Origin of the sequence: Acidovorax sp. ACV01, from assembly GCF_014851495.1 — a bacterium.
In the GTDB taxonomy this organism is placed as follows: domain Bacteria; phylum Pseudomonadota; class Gammaproteobacteria; order Burkholderiales; family Burkholderiaceae_C; genus Acidovorax; species Acidovorax radicis.
This window is the reverse complement of record NZ_JACUZT010000001.1, coordinates 633,144-651,101: the sequence shown is the minus strand read 5'-3', so window position 1 is coordinate 651,101 and position 17,958 is coordinate 633,144. Positions and strand designations below refer to the sequence as shown.

The following is a 17,958-nucleotide window of genomic DNA, read 5'->3' as shown; positions in this document are numbered from 1 at the left end:
CCAAGAATTTTGCCAACATTTAAGCCAACTAGAATTACCGCCACGCACCCCGTCAAAACAACGCGGCATAGCCAAAGAAAAGCCGCGCAGCCCTTTCGGAATCTGCGCGGCCAGCTACTGAATCAGTAGCAACCTCCAGGAGGGTCAGCTCACTTCTTTTGCGGCGGCACGTCCGTGCAAGAACCGTGCGCAATCTCCGCCGCCATGCCAATGCTCTCGCCCAGCGTGGGGTGCGGGTGGATGGTCTTGCCGATGTCCACAGCGTCGGCGCCCATCTCGATGGCCAGCGCAATCTCGCCGATCATGTCGCCGGCGTGCGTGCCGACCATGCCACCGCCGAGGATCTTGCCGTGGCCATGGGCTTCGGGCGAGTCGTCGAACAGCAGTTTGGTGACGCCTTCGTCGCGGCCGTTGGCAATGGCGCGGCCTGAGGCCGTCCAGGGGAACAGGCCCTTCTTGACCTTGATGCCCTGGGCCTTGGCTTGGTCTTCGGTCAGGCCGACCCATGCCACTTCGGGGTCGGTGTAGGCCACGCTGGGGATCACGCGGGCATTGAAAGCGGCGGCTGCCAGCTCCTTGTTGCCCTGCAGTTCACCCGCGATGACTTCTGCCGCCACATGCGCTTCATGCACCGCCTTGTGCGCCAGCATGGGCTGGCCCACGATGTCGCCGATGGCGAAAATGTGGGGCACGTTGGTGCGCATCTGGATGTCGACGTTGATGAAGCCACGGTCCGCCACGGCGACGCCAGCCTTGTCGGCGGCGATCTTCTTGCCGTTGGGCGTGCGGCCCACGGCCTGCAGGACCAGGTCGTACACCTGGGGCGCGGGGGCAGTGCCACCCTCTTCCGCGGCGGCAAACGTCACCTCAATGCCTTCGGGCGTGGCCTTGGCCCCCACCGTCTTGGTCTTGAGCATGATGTTGTCGAAACGCTTGGCGTTCATCTTCTGCCAGATCTTGACGAGGTCGCGGTCGGCGCCCTGCATCAGGCCGTCCATCATTTCGACCACATCCAGGCGCGCGCCCAGCGTGCTGTACACCGTGCCCATTTCGAGGCCGATGATGCCGCCGCCCAGAATGAGCATGCGCTTGGGCACTTCCTTGAGCGCCAGGGCGCCGGTGGAGTCGACCACGCGTGGATCGTCGGGCATGAAAGGCAGGCGCACGGCCTGGCTGCCGGCGGCGATGATGGCGTTCTTGAAGGCGATGACCTTCTTGGTGCCCGTCTTTTCTTGCGCGGTGCCGGTGGTTTCTTCCACTTCGAGGTGGTTGGCGCCGACGAAGCTGCCGTAGCCGCGCACGGTGGTGACCTTGCGCATCTTGGCCATGGCGGCCAGGCCGCCGGTCAGCTTGCCGATGACTTTTTCCTTGTGGCCGCGCAGCTTGTCGATGTCGAGCGAGGGCTCGCCGAAGCTCACGCCCAGGTCGGCCATGTGGCTGACTTCGTCCATGACGGCCGCCACGTGCAGCAGCGCCTTGGAAGGGATGCAGCCCACGTTCAGGCACACGCCACCCAGGGTGGCGTAGCGCTCGACGATGATGACCTTGAGGCCCAGGTCGGCCGCGCGGAAGGCAGCCGAATAACCGCCAGGGCCGCCGCCGAGCACGAGCACGTCGCAGTCCAGATCGGCAGTTCCGCCGAAGCTGGACGCTTCGAATTTAGGAGCTGCTGGCGCTTGCGTGGCGTGCGCTGGAGCCGATTTTTGTTCAGATACAGCAGGTGCTGCAGCAGGCGCAGGCGCAGGCGCCTGCGCGGCAGACGCCGCATCCGACGTTTCGAGCGTGAGCACCACCGAGCCTTCGGCGATCTTGTCGCCGAGCTTCACTTTCAGCTCCTTCACCACGCCGGCGTGGCTGGACGGGATCTCCATGGAGGCCTTGTCGGACTCCACGGTGATCAGGCTTTGTTCGGCCTTGATGGTGTCGCCGGGTTTGACCAGCACTTCGATGATTGCCACTTCGGCGAAATCGCCGATGTCGGGCACCTTGATGTCGATGATTGCCATGGTGTGTCTTGCCCTTCCGTTACATCACGATGCGGCGGAAGTCCGCCAGCAGCGAGGCAAAGTACACGTTGAAGCGCGCGGCGGCAGCGCCGTCGATCACGCGGTGGTCCCAGCTGAGCGACAGGGGCAGCATGAGGCGGGGCGCGAACTGCTTGCCGTCCCACTTCGGCTCGATGCTGCTCTTGCACACGCCCATGATGGCGACTTCGGGCGCGTTGATGATGGGCGTGAAGTAACGCCCGCCAATGCCGCCCAGCGAGCTGATGGAGAAGCAGCCACCGGTCATGTCGGCCGGGCCGAGCTTGCCGTCGCGGGCCTTCTTGGCCAGGTCGCCCATCTCTTGCGAGATCTGGACGATGCCCTTCTTGTCGGCGTCGCGGATGACGGGCACAACGAGGCCGTTGGGCGTGTCGGCCGCAAAACCGATGTGGAAGTATTGCTTGAGCACCAGCTGGTCGCCGTCGAGCGAGCTGTTGAACTCGGGGAACTTCTTGAGCGCGGCCACGGCGGCCTTGATCATGAAGGCGAGCATGGTGACCTTGATGCCGCTCTTCTCGTTCTCTTTATTGAACTGCACGCGGAAGGCTTCGAGGTCGGTGATGTCCGCGTCGTCGTGGTTGGTGACGTGCGGGATGACGACCCAGTTGCGGTGCAGGTTGGCGCCGCTGATCTTCTTGATGCGCGAGAGGTCCTTGCGCTCCACCGGGCCGAACTTGGTGAAGTCCACCTTGGGCCAGGGCAGCAGATCGAGGCCGACGCCGGAGCCACCAGCGCTGGCCACCGGAGCCTTGGCAGCCTGCGCCTTGGTCTGGGCGGCGCCGCTCATCACCTGCTTGGTGAAGGCCTGCACATCGTCTTGCGTGATGCGGCCCTTGTGGCCAGTGCCTTTGAGTTCTTCGAGTGGCACACCGAGTTCGCGGGCGAACTTGCGCACAGACGGGCTGGCGTGGGGCAAGCCGGCCGTGGGCGTACCGGGCTGGTGCGCGGGCACGGCGGCTGTGGCGGCCGCCGGGGCTGCGGCAGCAGCTACCGCAGGGGCCGGCGCAGAAGCGGCAACCGCAGGGCTTGCAGGAGCCACCGCTGCCGGGGCCGGAGCAGCTACGGGGGCACTGCCCGCCACGCCTTCCAGCATGGCCACCAGATCACCGATGTTGACGGTGTCGCCGATCTTGACCTTGAGCTCCTTGACCACGCCAGCGGCGGGCGAAGGGATCTCCATCGATGCCTTGTCGGACTCGACGGTGAAGAGCGATTGTTCGAGCTTGATGGTGTCGCCGACCTTGACCAGCAGCTCAATGACGGCCACGTCCTTGAAGTCGCCGATGTCGGGCACGCGCACTTCCACTGGGCCTGCTGCTGCAGCCGGGGCTGCAGCAGGTGCAGCAGCCGCCGGGGCTGGGGCAGCCTTCGATGCGGGGGCTGCGGCAGGTGCCGGCGCAGCCGATGCGGGGGCTGGCGCTGGCGCAGCGCCCTGCACTTCCAGCGTCAGCACCACCGAGCCTTGCTTGACCTTGTCGCCAATCTGTACGCGCAGTTCCTTGACCACGCCTGCGTGGCTGGAGGGAATCTCCATCGACGCCTTGTCGGACTCCACCGTGATCAGCGATTGCTCAGCCTTGACGGTATCGCCGGGCTTCACGAGCAACTCGATCACGCCCACTTCGTCGAAATCCCCGATGTCCGGGACTTGAATGTCTACCAATGCCATTGTTTGTCTCCGGTTCTGTTATGCGTACAGCGGGTTGATCTTGTCAGCCTGGATGTTGTACTTGGCAATCGCCTCGGCCACCTTGGTGGCAGGCAGCACGCCGTCTTCGCTCAGCGCCTTGAGTGCGGCGACAACGATGTAGTGGCGGTTGATCTCGAAGTGCTCGCGCAGCTTGCTGCGGAAATCGCTGCGGCCAAAACCGTCGGTGCCCAGCACCTTGTAGGTACGGCCCTTGGGGACGAACGGGCGAATCTGCTCGGCGTAAGCCTTCATGTAGTCGGTGGATGCCACCACGGGGCCGCTGCTGGCGCCCAGCTGCTGCGCCACAAATGGCACGCGCGGTGTCTCCAGCGGGTGCAGCAGGTTCCAGCGGTCGGCGTCCTGGCCGTCGCGGGTGAGCTCGTTGAAGCTCGGGCAGCTCCACACGTCGGCCTGCACACCCCAGTCGGAGGCCAGCAATTCTTGCGCAAAGAACGATTCGCGCAGGATGGTGCCCGAGCCCAGCAGTTGCACGCGGGGTGCGCTGGCGCTGTCCACACCGGGCTTGCACAGGTACATGCCCTTGATGATCTGCTCTTCGGTGCCGGGTGTGAGGCCCGGCATCGCGTAGTTTTCGTTCAGCAGCGTGAGGTAGTAGTACACGTTCTCCTGCAGCTCCACCATGCGCTTGAGGCCATGCTGCATGATCACAGCCACTTCGTGCGCGAAGGTGGGGTCGTAGCTCACGCAGTTCGGGATGGTGTTGGCCAGGATGTGGCTGTGACCATCTTCGTGCTGCAGGCCTTCGCCGTTGAGGGTGGTACGGCCCGAGGTGCCGCCCAAGAGGAAGCCGCGCGCCTGCATATCGCCGGCAGCCCACGCCAAATCGCCGATGCGCTGGAAACCGAACATCGAGTAGTACACGTAGAACGGGATCATGATCCGGTTGTTCGTGCTGTACGACGTGGCCGCGGCGATCCAGCTGCTCATGCCACCGGCTTCGTTGATGCCTTCCTGCAAGATCTGGCCGGCCTTGTCTTCCTTGTAGTACATGACCTGGTCCTTGTCGACCGGGGTGTACTGCTGGCCTGCGGGGTTGTAGATGCCAATCTGGCGGAACAGGCCTTCCATGCCGAAAGTGCGGGCTTCGTCCACGAGGATTGGCACCACACGGGGGCCCAGGGCCTGATCACGCAGCAGCTGCGTGAGGAAGCGCACGTAGGCTTGCGTGGTGGAGATTTCGCGGCCTTCGGGCGTAGGCTCCAGGATAGCCTTGAAGGTGTCCAGTGCGGGCACGGTGAAGCTCTCGTCGGCCTTCACGCGGCGGTGTGGCAGGTAGCCGCCCAAGGCCTTGCGGCGCTCGTGCAGGTACTTCATTTCCGGGGTGTCGTCGGCCGGCTTGTAGAACGGCAGCTCGGCAAGCTGGCTGTCCGGGACCGGGATGTTGAAGCGGTCGCGGAAGGCCTTGATGTCTTCGTCGCTGAGCTTCTTGGTCTGATGGACGGTGTTCTTGGCCTCGCCAATCTTGCCCATGCCAAAACCCTTGACGGTCTTGATCAGCAGGACGGAAGGCTGGCCGCCGTGGTTCTGCGCGGCATGGAAGGCCGCGTACACCTTTTGCGAATCATGGCCGCCGCGCTGCAGGTTCCAGATCTCGTCGTCGGTCATGTGCTCAACCATCTTGAGCGTGCGTGGATCGCGGCCGAAGAAGTTCTTGCGGACGTAGGCACCGTCGTTGGCCTTCATGGCCTGGTAGTCGCCGTCGTTCGTGTCCATCATGAGCTTGCGCAGCGCGCCGTCGTGGTCCTTGGCCAGCAGCGCGTCCCAGCCCTTGCCCCAGATCAGCTTGATGACGTTCCAGCCAGAACCGCGGAACTCGCCTTCAAGCTCCTGGATGATCTTGCCGTTGCCACGCACGGGGCCGTCCAGCCGCTGCAGGTTGCAGTTGATGACGAACACCAGGTTGTCGAGCTTCTCGCGCGCGGCGAGGCCAATGGCGCCCAGGGATTCGACCTCGTCCATCTCACCGTCGCCGCAGAACACCCAGACCTTGCGGTTCTCGGTATTGGCGATGCCACGGGCGTGCAGGTACTTGAGGAAACGCGCCTGGTAGATAGCCATCAGCGGGCCCAGGCCCATGGACACGGTGGGGAACTGCCAGAACTCGGGCATGAGCTTGGGGTGCGGGTAGCTCGACAGGCCCTTGCCATCCACTTCCTGGCGGAAGTTGAGCAATTGGTCTTCGCTCAGGCGGCCTTCGAGGTAGGCGCGGGCATAGATGCCAGGCGACACGTGGCCCTGGATGTAGAGCAGGTCACCGCCGTGGTTCTCGCTCTCGGCATGCCAGAAATGGTTGAAGCCAGCTCCGAACATGCTGGCCAGCGAAGCAAAGGAGCCGATGTGGCCGCCCAGGTCACCGCCCTCGGGTGGATGGTGGCGGTTGGCCTTGACCACCATGGCCATGGCGTTCCAGCGCATGTAGGCGCGCAAGCGCTGTTCGATTTCGAGGTTGCCGGGGCTGCGTGCCTCCATGCCGGGCTCGATGGTGTTCACGTAGCCGGTGTTGGCCGAGAACGGCAGGTCCACGCTGTTCTGGCGGGCATGTTCCAGCAATTGCTCCAACAGGTAGTGGGCGCGCTCGGCCCCCTCTTTGTCGATGACGGCGGACAGCGCATCCATCCACTCACGGGTTTCCTGCTGGTCGATGTCGGTGGCGGGCGCGTTACCGTTTCCGGCCTGGGGGTCGGGCTGAGCTGACATGCTTTGTCTCCTGTAGGTGTGGCAGCAATTTAGTACGTTGGCTCTAGTTTCGCATATTTTTCTGCAATTTCAAATGGTGCCCATGCATTTCATATTGCAAGAAAATGCTGCAAACGCACATTACCCATGGCCGCGATGGCGGGCCACGGCTCCCCTACACTTGGAGGATGGACTCCCTGCCCCCTCACCCCTCCTCCACGGCCATGGTCGTGGCAGCGCCCGCCCGCTGGTGGCGCAAGTGGTGGCGCGGGTTGTCGCCCACCCGGCAGGACCGGTTCGCGGCGCTGGCGCCCCTGGCCGCGGTGCTGATGTTTCTGGCTGCCATCGTGGCGGCGTTCTGGTATTTGCGCGCCGAAGAGGCCGAGCGCGAACAAGAAGCCCTACGGCGTGACGTGGAATACGCGCAACAGCGCGTGCGCCTGCGGCTGCTGGAGCGGCAGGAACAGCTCATGCGCATTGCACGCGACCTGTCGAACCAGGAGCTGGAACGCGCGGAGTTTGTAAGCCGTGCCGAGAGCCTGATCAGCCAATACCCCGAACTGCAGGCGATCACCTGGATCGACGAGCGCCGCCGCATCCGTGCCAGCCATGCAGCGCCCACGCTGGCCAGCAGCGAGTTGCGCATTGCCGGCGAAGTGCTCAAACCCGGCGACACGGCCGACACCTTTGGCCTGGCCCGCGACCTGCAACAGCCGGTGTACGCCCAGCCGGCCGCAACCTCGGGCGATTCAACCCCGTTGCTCCAGTTGCAGGTGCCTTTGAACAACCAGGGCAAATTCAGCGGGGTGGTGCTGGGCGAATACTCCATCGACAGCCTGCTGCGCTATGGCACGCCCACCGAGGTGCTGGCGCGCTACGCCGTCACGCTGCTCGATGGCAAGAACCAGGTGCTGGCCGGAACCCCTCTGGGCCCACGCAACACGGCCACCCAGCTTCTGCCGTGGACGACTCGCGCCAACGAATACGAGGTGCCCGTCTCTCCGGTGGGCAACGGGCTGGTGCTCAAGGCACAGGCCTACCGCACCTCGCTGGGCGTGGTGGGCAGCGGGCTGTTCTGGCTGGTGGGCACGCTTTCGGCCATGACGGCCTGGATGCTGATCGCCACCTGGCGCCACACCCGCCGCCGCATGCAAGCCCAGCAGGCCCTGGTTGCCGAGACGAACTTCCGCCGCGCGATGGAGAACTCCATCCTGACAGGCATGCGCGCGCTGGACATGGAAGGCCGCATCACCTACGTGAACGCCGCTTTCTGTCAGATGACCGGCTGGAGCGAGGCCGAATTGGTGGGCCTGAAAGCGCCCTTCCCTTACTGGCCCGACTCCGACCACGAGGCCTTGCACGCCAAGCTGCGCGACGAACTGTCGGGCAAAACCATCGTCGGCGGTTTTCAGGTGCGGGTGCGGCGCAAAAGCGGCACCCTGTTCGATGCGCGGCTTTATGTGTCGCCCTTGATCGATGCGCACGGCCAGCAGACGGGCTGGATGACCTCGATGACCGACATCACCGAGCCCAACCGCATCCGCGAACAGCTTTCCGCATCGCACGAGCGCTTCACCATCGTGCTGGAGTCGCTCGACGCCTCGGTCTCCGTGGCACCGCTGGGCAGCGAAGAACTGCTGTTCGCCAACAAGCTCTACCGCCAATGGTTCGGCTCGCAGACGGGTGGGCACCTGCAGCTGGTGGCGCAGGCCGGCGTGGTGCCCGTGGCGGGCACGGAGCACACGGGCATGGACGACGAAGACGGGCTCATGGGCCTGCCCACCGACCCGCTCACCAGTGCCCGCACCGAGAACGCTGAAATCTACCTGCCCGACCTGGGAAAGTGGCTCGAAGTGCGCTCGCGCTACCTCAACTGGGTGGATGGCCGCCTGGCCCAGATGGTGATTGCCACCGACATCACCCCCCGCCGCCAGGCCGAGGAACAGGCGGCGCGCCAGGCCGAGCGCGCCCAATCCGTCAGCCGCCTCATCACCATGGGCGAGATGGCCTCCAGCGTGGCGCACGAACTCAACCAGCCGCTCACGGCCATCAACAATTACTGCAGCGGCATGGTCTCGCGCATCCAGAGCGGCCAGCTGACCGAGGAAGCCCTGCTCACGGCGCTGCAGAAGACCGCCCACCAGGCCCAGCGCGCGGGTCAGATCATCCAGCGCATCCGGGCCTTTGTGAAAAAGAGCGAGCCCAACCGCACCCTGGCCGACGTGCATTCGATGGTCAACGAAGCCGTGGAGCTGGCCGACATCGAGCTGCGCCGGCACAACGTGCGCCTGACGCACTATGTGGCCGCCCGCTTGCCGCCCGTGATGGTGGACACCATCCTGATCGAGCAGGTGCTGGTCAACCTCATGAAGAACGGCGCCGAAGCCATCCAGCACGCCAACCGCCCACCTTCGGGTCGCAGCGTGGAGCTGCGCGTGGTGCCCAAGCACATCGAAGACCGCGAAGTGGTGGAGTTCTCGGTGCAGGACACCGGCAAGGGCCTCGCCCCCGAGGTGCTGGAGCGCCTGTTCGAAGCCTTCTTCTCCACCAAGGAAGAAGGCATGGGCATGGGCCTCAATCTGTGCCGCAGCATCGTCGAGTCACACCAGGGCAGGATGCTGGCGGAGAACCTCTACAATGGATCAGAGGTCACGGGCTGCAGGTTCTCCTTCTGGCTGCCGCTTGCCAAGCCTGCTGATGCCACTACAAATTCTGTAGCAAACAATCAAAAACCAAGGACAATTGCATGAGCTTGATTCCGAAAAAAGGCACTGTCTACGTTGTTGACGACGACGAGGCAGTTCGCGATTCCCTGCAGTGGCTGCTGGAAGGCAAGGACTATCGGGTGCGTTGCTTTGATTCGGCCGAGACGTTTCTCTCACGCTACGACCCGCGCGAAGTCGCCTGCCTGATTGTGGACATCCGCATGGGCGGCATGACGGGCCTGGAGCTGCAGGACCGCCTGATCGAGCGCAAGTCCCCCTTGCCCATCGTGTTCATCACCGGCCACGGCGACGTGCCCATGGCCGTGAACACCATGAAAAAAGGCGCGCTGGATTTCATCCAAAAGCCTTTTGACGAGGAAGAACTGGTGGGCCTCGTCGAGCGCATGCTCGACCACGCCCGCGAAGCCTTCGCCGGCTATCAGCAGGCCGCGAGCCGCGATGCCCTGCTGTCCAAGCTCACCAGCCGCGAAGCCCAGGTGCTCGAACGCATCGTGGCCGGTCGCCTGAACAAGCAGATCGCCGACGACCTGGGCATCAGCATCAAGACGGTGGAGGCGCACCGCGCCAACATCATGGAAAAGCTCAACGCCAACACCGTGGCCGATCTGCTCAAGATCGCTCTCGGCCAGAATGCCCCCAAGGGCTGATACTCATATTTTGATAGCTGCTAGCGCTTATCAATAAAGCGCCAGAGTCCAATTCGATTGATATTTTCTGACATGACAGCCCAACCCATCGACGGCAACGCCCTTTCCCGCCAACTGCGCGCCGACGTGGCGCAACGCGCCGCTGCCCTGGCGGCACGCGGCGTCAAGCCCGGCCTGGCCGTCGTCCTGGTGGGCGACAACCCTGCCAGCCAGGTGTATGTGCGCAACAAGGTCAAGGCCTGCGAAGACAGCGGCTTGTACTCCGTCCTCGAAAAGTACGAGGCCGACATGACCGAAGCCGCGCTGCTGGCCCGCGTGGAAGCACTCAACAACGACCCGGCCATCCACGGCATCCTGGTGCAGTTGCCCCTGCCCAAACACATTGATGCGCAGAAAGTGATCGAAGCCATCTCGCCCGCCAAGGATGTGGACGGCTTTCACATCGCCAGCGCCGGGGCCCTGATGACCGGCATGCCCGGCTTCTGGCCCTGCACACCCTATGGCTGCATGAAGATGCTGGAAAGCATCGGCTACGACCTCAAGGGCAAACACGCCGTGGTCATCGGCCGCAGCAACATCGTGGGCAAGCCCATGGCGCTGATGCTGCTGGGCCAGAACGCCACCGTCACCATTTGCCACAGCGCCACCCAGGATCTCAAGGCGCAAACCCTGCAGGCCGATGTGATCGTGGCCGCAGTGGGCAAACGCAATGTGTTGACCGCCGACATGGTCAAGCCTGGCGCCGTGGTGATCGACGTGGGCATGAACCGCAACGACGAAGGCAAGCTCTGCGGCGACGTGGACTTTGACGGCGTCAAGGAAGTGGCCGGCTGGATCACCCCCGTGCCTGGCGGGGTTGGCCCCATGACCATTACCATGCTGCTGGTGAACACCATCGAAGCCGCCGAGCGCACCGCAGCGCACTGACCTGGGTCAGTGCCGTCGATGCCGGCTGCTTTGCAACTTGAACCTGCGCCATCTGGCGCCATCTGATTTCGCATGAGCAACGCCCTTCTCGACTTCTCGGACCTCCCCCATTTCGACCGCATCACACCGCAGGACGTGGCGCCTGCGGTGGATGTACTGCTTGAGCGCGCCAACGCGGCGCTGGAGGCCGTCACCGCCCCCGACTTTCCGGCCCGCTGGGACGCGATTGCGAAAGTGCTGGATGTGGCCACCGAGCGACTGGGCACTGCCTGGGGCAGCATCAGCCACCTCAACAGCGTGGCCGACACCCCCGAACTGCGCGCAGCCTACAACGCCGCCTTGCCCCGGGTCACCGAGTTCTGGACGCGCCTGGGTGCCGATGAACGCCTGTACGCCAAATACAAGGCCATCGACCCCGCCACCTTGACGGCGGAACAGCGTCAGGCCCACCTGAACGCGGTGCGCAACTTTGTGTTGAGCGGCGCAGAACTGACCGGTGCCGCCAAGGAACGCTTTGCGCAGATCCAGGAGCGCCAGGCCGAGCTGAGCCAGAAATTCAGCGAAAACGCCCTCGATGCCACCGACGCCTACGCCTACTACGCCACGGCCGAAGAACTGGAAGGCATTCCAGACGATGTGCAACAGGCCGCGCTGGCCGCAGCACAGGCAGACGGCAAGGAAGGCTACAAGTTCACCCTGAAGATGCCTTGCTATCTGCCGGTCATGCAGTTTGCCGCGCGCAGCGAACTGCGCGAGAAGCTCTACCGTGCCTATGTGACCCGTGCCTCCGACCAGGCTGAGGGCGACGCGCGCAAATTCGACAACACGGCACTGATCAGCGAAATCCTGGCACTGCGCCGCGAAGAGGCTCAACTGCTGGGCTACGCCAATTTTGGTGAAGTGTCCGTGGTGCCCAAGATGGCCCAGTCACCGGCGCAGGTGATCACCTTCCTGCGTGACCTGGCCCGCCGCGCCCGCCCCTACGCCGAGAAGGACATCGCCGACCTGCGCGCGTTTGCCGCCGAACACCTGGGTCTTGCCGATCCGCAGGCCTGGGACTGGCCCTACATTTCCGAAAAACTCAAGGAAGCGCGTTACGCCTTCAGCGAGCAGGAGGTCAAGAAGTACTTCACGGCGCCCAAGGTGCTGGCGGGCCTGTTCAAGATCATCGAAACCCTGTTCGAGGTGTCCATCCGACGCGACACAGCTGCTGTCTGGCACCCGGCCGTCGAGTTTTACCGCATCGAGCGCGCGCATCCGGAAGGTACCCACAAGGGCCCCCAGCTGGTAGGCCAGTTCTACCTCGACCAGCCCGCACGCACCGGCAAGCGTGGCGGCGCCTGGATGGATGATGTGCGCACACGCTGGTTGCGCCCCGACACGGGCGTGCTGCAGACCCCGGTGGCGCACCTGGTGTGCAACTTCGCCAGTGGTGTGGACGGCAAACCGCCACTGCTCACGCACGACGACGTAATCACCCTCTTCCACGAGTTTGGCCACGGCCTGCACCACATGCTGACCCAGGTGAACGAGCGTGACGTCTCGGGCATCGGCGGCGTGGAGTGGGATGCGGTGGAGCTGCCCAGCCAGTTCATGGAGAACTTCTGCTGGGAATGGGATGTGCTCAAGCACATGACGGCCCATGTGGACACGGGAGAGCCCCTGCCCCGCGCGCTGTTCGACAAGATGATTGCCGCCAAGAACTACCAGAGCGGCATGCAGACGCTGCGCCAGATCGAGTTCTCGCTGTTCGACATGCTGCTGCACACCGAACACGACCCGGCCCAGGACATCATGCCCCTTCTGGACCAGGTGCGCCGCGAAGTGGCCGTGCTGCAACCCCCGGCATTCAGCCGCACTGCACACACTTTCAGCCATATTTTTGCGGGCGGGTATGCCGCTGGCTACTACAGCTACAAATGGGCCGAGGTACTGAGTGCAGACGCCTATGCTGCTTTCGAGGAAACCTCTGGGAGCGATGGCCTGCCCAGCATCGAAACGGGCCGCCGCTATCGCCAGGCCATCCTGGAAGCCGGCGGCAGCCGCCCTGCGATGGAATCGTTCAAGGCCTTCCGGGGCCGCGAGCCCAGCCTGGACGCCCTGCTGCGCCACCAGGGCATGGCCGAAGAGTCAACAGCCTGAACCGAACCATGGCCCTGGCGTGCACACCCTGCGCTCTAGGCCTGATGACCACGAAGGAGTGAGGAGAATGAACATGCACAAGCCGTTGACCGCCCCCCTGCTGGCGTCCTTGCTGATGACGCTGGCGTGCGCCAGCGTGCAGGCGCAAGGCGTTTACCGCATCGTCGGCCCGGATGGCAAGGTGACGTTTTCGGACCGCCCACCCGCCGACGCCAACGCGCAACCTGCCCGCGCGGCCACCGAGGCACCCGCTGCCGCCAACGGCGCGCTGCCCTACGAACTGCGCCAGATCGCCAACCGCTTTCCTGTCACGATCTACACCGGCAACGACTGCCCGCCTTGCACCTCCGCGCGCAACCTGCTCACTTCTCGGGGTGTTCCCTTCACCGAGCGCACCGTGTCCAGCAACGAGGACATCGCGGCGCTTCAACGGCTGAGCGGCGGTACCGGCCTGCCCTTTGGCACCATCGGCGGCCAGCAGCTCGCAGGCTTTTCTGAAGGGGAATGGGTCCAATACCTGGACGCGGCGGGTTACCCCAAACAATCGGCTCTGCCCAGAAACTACCGCCAACCTGCGCCCACGCCGCTGGTTGCCGTGAAAGCGACAGCAGAACCTGCAACGACTCCCGCATCGTCAGACCCAGCCACTCCCACAGCGCCTTCCAGGGCGCGTCCGCGTCCCCCCGCACCCGTCAACGATGGACCGACACCCAGCAATCCGGCGGGTATCCGGTTCTAAGCCACGCAATTCGCGGGAAACCTGCCAGCTCCAAACCGGGAACAAGCTGGCGTGGGCTGTCAAAACAAAGGGGCCTTTTCAGGCCCCTTTTCCTTTGCGCGCAAAATGTTTGCTGAAGCCAGGAATCAGTATGTGAGCGTCTTGACGCCTTGCGCCGTGCCCAGCAGGCAGACCGACGCCTTCTGGTGGGCAAAGACTCCCACCGTCACCACACCGGGCCATTGGTTGATATCGGACTCGAACGCCAGCGGATCTGTGATCGAGAGCCCGCGGACATCCAGGATGTATTGACCGTTGTCGGTCACCAGGGGCTGCCCGTCCCGCAGCCGCAACTGTGCCTGGCCACCCATCGCCGCAAAACGCCGCGCAATGTGGTTGGCCGCCATTGGGATCACCTCAACCGGCAAAGGAAACTGCCCCAACGCCTGAACCAGCTTGGATTCGTCGGCAATGCACACAAAGCGGCTCGCCAGTGCAGCGACGATCTTCTCGCGCGTCAGCGCAGCGCCACCGCCCTTGACCATATGGCCTTTGCCATCGATCTCGTCGGCACCGTCGATGTAGACCGACAGCGCTGGAACCTCGTTGGCATCCAACACTGCAATCCCCAGCGCCTTCAGCCGCTCCGTGCTGGCCACCGAGCTGGATACAGCTCCCTTGATCTGGTCCTTGATGGTGGCCAGCGCATCGATGAACTTGTTGACGGTGGAGCCGGTGCCTACGCCCACAATCTCGCCAGGCACTACATATTGCAGCGCCGCTTGGCCTACCAGGGTCTTGAGTTCGTCTTGGGTCAGGGAAGGAGTGGTCGTCATGGGAGAAAATCAGGGGTAATCCTTGAATTATCCCTCCATGTCCCTGATCCCCTACGCCCTCACCCGCCCCTTTCTCTTTGGCCTGGATGCCGAGACCGCCCACGAACTCACCATGGACATGCTGGCGCGCGGGCAGCGCACACCGTTGCAGTGGGCCTGGTGCAATGAAACCGTGGACGATCCCGTGGAACTGGCGGGCTTGACCTTTCCCAACCGCGTCGGGATGGCAGCAGGCCTGGACAAGAACGCCCGCTGCATCGACGCCCTGGGCGCGATGGGCTTCGGCTTTGTGGAGGTGGGCACGGTGACACCCAAGGCGCAGCCGGGAAACCCCAAGCCGCGCATGTTCCGCCTGCCCGAAGCCCGCGCGCTGATCAACCGTCTGGGTTTCAATAACGAAGGCCTGGACGCCTTCTTGCACAACGTACAGCAGGCGCGCTTTCGATCACATAGTCGCAAACATCCCCTCCTGTTGGGCCTCAACATCGGAAAGAACGCCACCACCCCCATCGAGAATGCCACCAGCGACTACCTGGCCTGCCTGGAAGGCGTCTACCCCCACGCCGACTACGTGACGGTCAACATCAGTTCACCCAACACCCAGAACCTGCGCGCACTGCAAAGCGATGCGGCCCTGGATGCCTTGCTGGGTGCTATCGCCGAGCGGCGTGAGGCTCTGGCAACACAGCATGGTCGCCGCGTGCCGGTGTTTGTGAAGATTGCCCCCGACCTTGATGAAGCCCAGGTGTCCGTGATCGCCGCCACACTGCAGCGCCATGGGATGGACGGCGTGATCGCCACCAACACCACCATCAGCCGCACTGCGGTACAGGGCCTGCGCCATGCCGGGGAAACCGGCGGCCTGAGCGGAGCCCCGGTGCTAGAGGCAAGCAACCAGGTCATTCGTCAACTGCGCGCCGCGCTGGGCAGCCGCTTTCCCATCATCGGCGTGGGCGGCATCATGAGTGCCGAGGATGCGGTCAGCAAGGTCCGCGCGGGCGCCGACGTGGTGCAGATCTATACCGGACTGATCTATGAAGGCCCTGCATTGGTGGTGAAGGCAGCAAAGGCCATCAAGGCCATGGGTTGAGTCCAGGCTGCCCCATTGACCCGGAAACAAAAAAGAGCCGCTGTGGTCAGCGGCTCTTTTCAATTTACGAGAAGCAGGCGCCTCTGAACAGAGGCATGCAGCACCCGCCTAGCGTCGGAGCCGCATCAGCATGGGCAGCACCACGCCCGCCCATCGGATCAGGCGGCGCGGCCCTGCCACCAAGGCAACCCCTGCCATGGCCGCAACTGCCAGGGGATGCTCCCGCGCGAACCCTGCGGCGCGAAGCACCAAGGATTCGTCAATGCCGCCCGCCCCCGGTTCACGCTGCACCAAGGCCAGCGACTGTGCCCGCGCAGCCCTGCGGGCGCGCAGGCGGTCTCGCTGCATGGCAATGCGGTCAAGAAGCCTCTGCTGTTCGGCAGTAGGCGGGGGAACGACGGGCTGAGGCGCTACGGAGGGGGATGGATGGGATGTCGCCATTACAAACGCTCCTTGATGTCACGCCAGTCCTGCGCGAGCTCGCGGCGCGTGAGAGCAAAGCCGTTGCCCGCCTTCTGCGCGACGGAAATGAGCGACATCAGTGTGGCAGCCCAACCCACGGTCCAGACAGCCGCAACCAGCCAGGCCACCAGGGTGCGATGGGGCGTATCCCAAAAATTCACGAGCACCGCCAACGAGAGCATGATCAATGCCACCACCGTGAGCCCTGCCACCACAATGGTCAGCACCAGCATCTGCTGCAGCCGCTGTTTCTGATCCTGCCACTCCAGCCGGGCGAGGTCCATGCGGTCTTCGGCAGCGATGGCGCCTTCGATCACATTGGCACGCCAACGGGCCACCAGTGACTCCAGCCCCAGAAGGGAAAGCCAGTTCATGCGCAGCCCCTGTGTTGTGCGACCGAGCCCTGCCAGCCAAGATCAGCGGCGCGCAAGCAGGAAGCCCACCAGCGCACCCACGGCCAGCGCGGCACCTGCCACGCGCCATGGCTCATCGTGTGCATAGCGGTCGGCCGCAAGGGCAGCGTCCTTGGCCTGGCGGGCGGCATCTTGCGCCGCACGCACTGCCGACTCGCGCACGTTGTGCATGCCATCGTCAAGGCGCTGGCGCAGCAGCTTGATTTCCGGGACCGCATCAAGATCTTTGTTGGCCAGGAGCCCACGCAGATCAGAAACCAGCTTTTCCAGTTCGCCCTGGGTCGTGGTGGTGTCGGAAGCAGTCATACAAGCCTTTCTTTAAGCAACAAAAAAATCAGTCAGCGCTGTCGGCATGGCCTAGCAGAGCACCGGTTCATCTTAGCCATCCGCCCTGTTCCCCTTCGTAGGACGGGGTCTCAAGAGGTTACCGATTGCAAATGGCTTGCCACAGATCAAACGAGTGCGGCCACATGTTCGGCAATCGCCAGAGAGCTTGTCAACCCCGGGGACTCAATGCCAAACAGGTTGACCAGGCCAGGGATGCCGTGGATTGATGGCCCCTGGATCACAAAGTCCGCTGCGAGCTCATTTGGGCCGTGAATCTTGGGACGTATGCCCGCATAGCCAGGTGCGAGCGCTCCATCGCGCAACGCGGGCCAGTACTTGCGGACTTCGGCGTAGAACGCATCCCCACGTGCGGGGTCTACCAGCAGGTCATCTGGCGAATCCACCCACTGCACGTCGGGGCCAAACTTGGCCTGTCCCCCCAGATCGAGTGTCAGATGCACGCCCAGGCCTGCGGCCTCGGGCACAGGGTAGATCAAACGGCTGAAGGGGGCCTTGCCAGACAGCGTGAAATAGCTGCCTTTGGCGTAGCGGGCAGGGGGCACCTGTTCGGCAGCCAACCCCACAAATCGGCGAGCCAGCCCAGGGGCATGCAGACCTGCTGCATTAACCACAGCGCGCGCTCGCAAGCGGGTGCCGTCCAATGCTTCCAAATTTATAGCATCTTGCGCGCATTCTGCTTGCGCCAGGGGCGAATTCAGCACCACAAGTCCCCCTGCGTGCTCCAGATCGCCCTGCAACGCGAGCATCAGGGCGTGGCTGTCCACAATGCCAGTACTGGGCGAAAACAACGCAGCAACACATTCCAGCGCGGGCTCCATGGCCTGGGCGTCATGGCGGCCCAGCCAACGCAGATCCGGCACGCCGTTGGCTTGGGCCCGCGCCTGGATGGACTCAAGGCTTGGTAACTGACCCGACGAAGTTGCCACCAGGAGCTTGCCGCAGCGGCGATGGGGCACGCTGCGCTCCGCACAGTAGGCATACAACATGTCTCTTCCACGCACGCACAGCGTGGCCTTCAACGAGCCGGTGGGGTAGTACAGCCCGGCATGGATCACCTCACTGTTGCGCGAACTGATACCCGTCCCGATCGCGTCCGCAGACTCCAGCACTATCACTTCACGCCCCTGCAAAGCCAGCGCCCGCGCTACGGCCAGGCCCACCACGCCGGCGCCGACCACCACACAATCCGCCTGATTTGTCATGGCCTTTCCTTTCAA

Annotated in this window: 14 protein-coding genes; 6 read left to right on the top strand and 8 right to left on the bottom strand. The window is 63.9% G+C overall.

All coding sequences use genetic code 11. The features are described from left to right. Nucleotides 1-149 precede the first annotated feature (149 nt). Genes lpdA through aceE form a run of 3 tightly spaced genes read right to left on the bottom strand, consistent with a single transcriptional unit; the run spans nt 150 to nt 6,453 of the window. Nucleotides 150-2,006 (bottom strand): dihydrolipoyl dehydrogenase, encoded by a 1,857-nt coding sequence (lpdA, locus tag IB243_RS02985; protein ID WP_192424863.1) that lies wholly within the window; start codon nt 2,004-2,006, stop codon nt 150-152. A gap of 19 nt (nt 2,007-2,025) precedes the next feature. Then, nucleotides 2,026-3,714: a dihydrolipoyllysine-residue acetyltransferase gene (aceF, locus tag IB243_RS02980; RefSeq protein ID WP_192424861.1), complete on the bottom strand. Its 1,689-nt coding sequence runs from the start codon at nt 3,712-3,714 to the stop codon at nt 2,026-2,028. Nucleotides 3,715-3,732: 18 nt separating this feature from the next. Next, the gene (aceE, locus tag IB243_RS02975) at nt 3,733-6,453 is read right to left on the bottom strand and encodes a pyruvate dehydrogenase (acetyl-transferring), homodimeric type (protein WP_192424859.1); all 2,721 of its coding nucleotides are present in this window, start codon (nt 6,451-6,453) and stop codon (nt 3,733-3,735) included. Nucleotides 6,454-6,620: 167 nt separating this feature from the next. Here aceE and IB243_RS02970 point away from each other — a divergent pair, with 167 nt between their 5' ends. The 5 genes from IB243_RS02970 to IB243_RS02950 all read left to right on the top strand — a co-directional run bounded on the left by IB243_RS02970 (nt 6,621) and on the right by IB243_RS02950 (nt 13,613). Next, nucleotides 6,621-9,182: a PAS domain S-box protein gene (locus IB243_RS02970; RefSeq protein ID WP_010458399.1), complete on the top strand. Its 2,562-nt coding sequence runs from the start codon at nt 6,621-6,623 to the stop codon at nt 9,180-9,182. Then, nucleotides 9,179-9,805, top strand: a complete 627-nt coding sequence (locus IB243_RS02965) for a response regulator transcription factor (RefSeq protein ID WP_007848524.1) — start codon at nt 9,179-9,181, stop codon at nt 9,803-9,805. Before IB243_RS02970 ends, IB243_RS02965 begins: the two co-directional genes overlap by 4 nt. A 72-nt stretch (nt 9,806-9,877) precedes the next feature. Beyond that, nucleotides 9,878-10,732 (top strand): bifunctional methylenetetrahydrofolate dehydrogenase/methenyltetrahydrofolate cyclohydrolase FolD, encoded by an 855-nt coding sequence (folD, locus tag IB243_RS02960; protein ID WP_057224265.1) that lies wholly within the window; start codon nt 9,878-9,880, stop codon nt 10,730-10,732. A gap of 72 nt (nt 10,733-10,804) precedes the next feature. After that, nucleotides 10,805-12,874 carry a M3 family metallopeptidase gene (locus tag IB243_RS02955; RefSeq protein WP_192424857.1) on the top strand — a complete coding sequence of 690 codons (2,070 nt, stop codon included), beginning with the start codon at nt 10,805-10,807 and terminating at the stop codon, nt 12,872-12,874. A 67-nt stretch (nt 12,875-12,941) separates the two neighbouring features. Beyond that, on the top strand, nt 12,942-13,613 hold the full coding sequence (locus IB243_RS02950) for a glutaredoxin domain-containing protein (protein ID WP_192424855.1): 672 nt from the start codon (nt 12,942-12,944) through the stop codon (nt 13,611-13,613). Between the two features lie 125 nt (nt 13,614-13,738). On the opposite strand, the gene rpiA is transcribed toward IB243_RS02950, so the two are convergent. After that, a complete protein-coding gene (gene rpiA / locus IB243_RS02945; RefSeq protein ID WP_057271696.1) occupies nt 13,739-14,428 on the bottom strand; it encodes a ribose-5-phosphate isomerase RpiA in 690 nt (229 codons plus the stop codon). 37 nt (nt 14,429-14,465) lie between these two features. Between rpiA and IB243_RS02940 the strand changes: the two genes are divergently transcribed. Further along, nucleotides 14,466-15,518, top strand: coding sequence for a quinone-dependent dihydroorotate dehydrogenase (locus IB243_RS02940; protein WP_192424853.1), 1,053 nt, complete (start codon nt 14,466-14,468; stop codon nt 15,516-15,518). 108 nt (nt 15,519-15,626) lie between these two features. Here the strand turns inward: IB243_RS02940 and IB243_RS02935 are convergent, their stop codons facing one another. The 4 genes from IB243_RS02935 to IB243_RS02920 form a co-directional block, all read right to left on the bottom strand. Then, nucleotides 15,627-15,959 carry a hypothetical protein gene (locus IB243_RS02935; RefSeq protein WP_010458408.1) on the bottom strand — a complete coding sequence of 111 codons (333 nt, stop codon included), beginning with the start codon at nt 15,957-15,959 and terminating at the stop codon, nt 15,627-15,629. Beyond that, nucleotides 15,959-16,354 (bottom strand): phage holin family protein, encoded by a 396-nt coding sequence (locus IB243_RS02930; protein WP_192424851.1) that lies wholly within the window; start codon nt 16,352-16,354, stop codon nt 15,959-15,961. Before IB243_RS02930 ends, IB243_RS02935 begins: the two co-directional genes overlap by 1 nt. A gap of 42 nt (nt 16,355-16,396) precedes the next feature. Continuing rightward, entirely contained in the window at nt 16,397-16,699 is a 303-nt protein-coding gene (locus tag IB243_RS02925) for a DUF883 family protein (RefSeq protein ID WP_010458410.1), read from the bottom strand. Between the two features lie 146 nt (nt 16,700-16,845). Continuing rightward, nucleotides 16,846-17,943 carry an NAD(P)/FAD-dependent oxidoreductase gene (locus tag IB243_RS02920; protein ID WP_192424849.1) on the bottom strand — a complete coding sequence of 366 codons (1,098 nt, stop codon included), beginning with the start codon at nt 17,941-17,943 and terminating at the stop codon, nt 16,846-16,848. Nucleotides 17,944-17,958 lie beyond the last annotated feature (15 nt).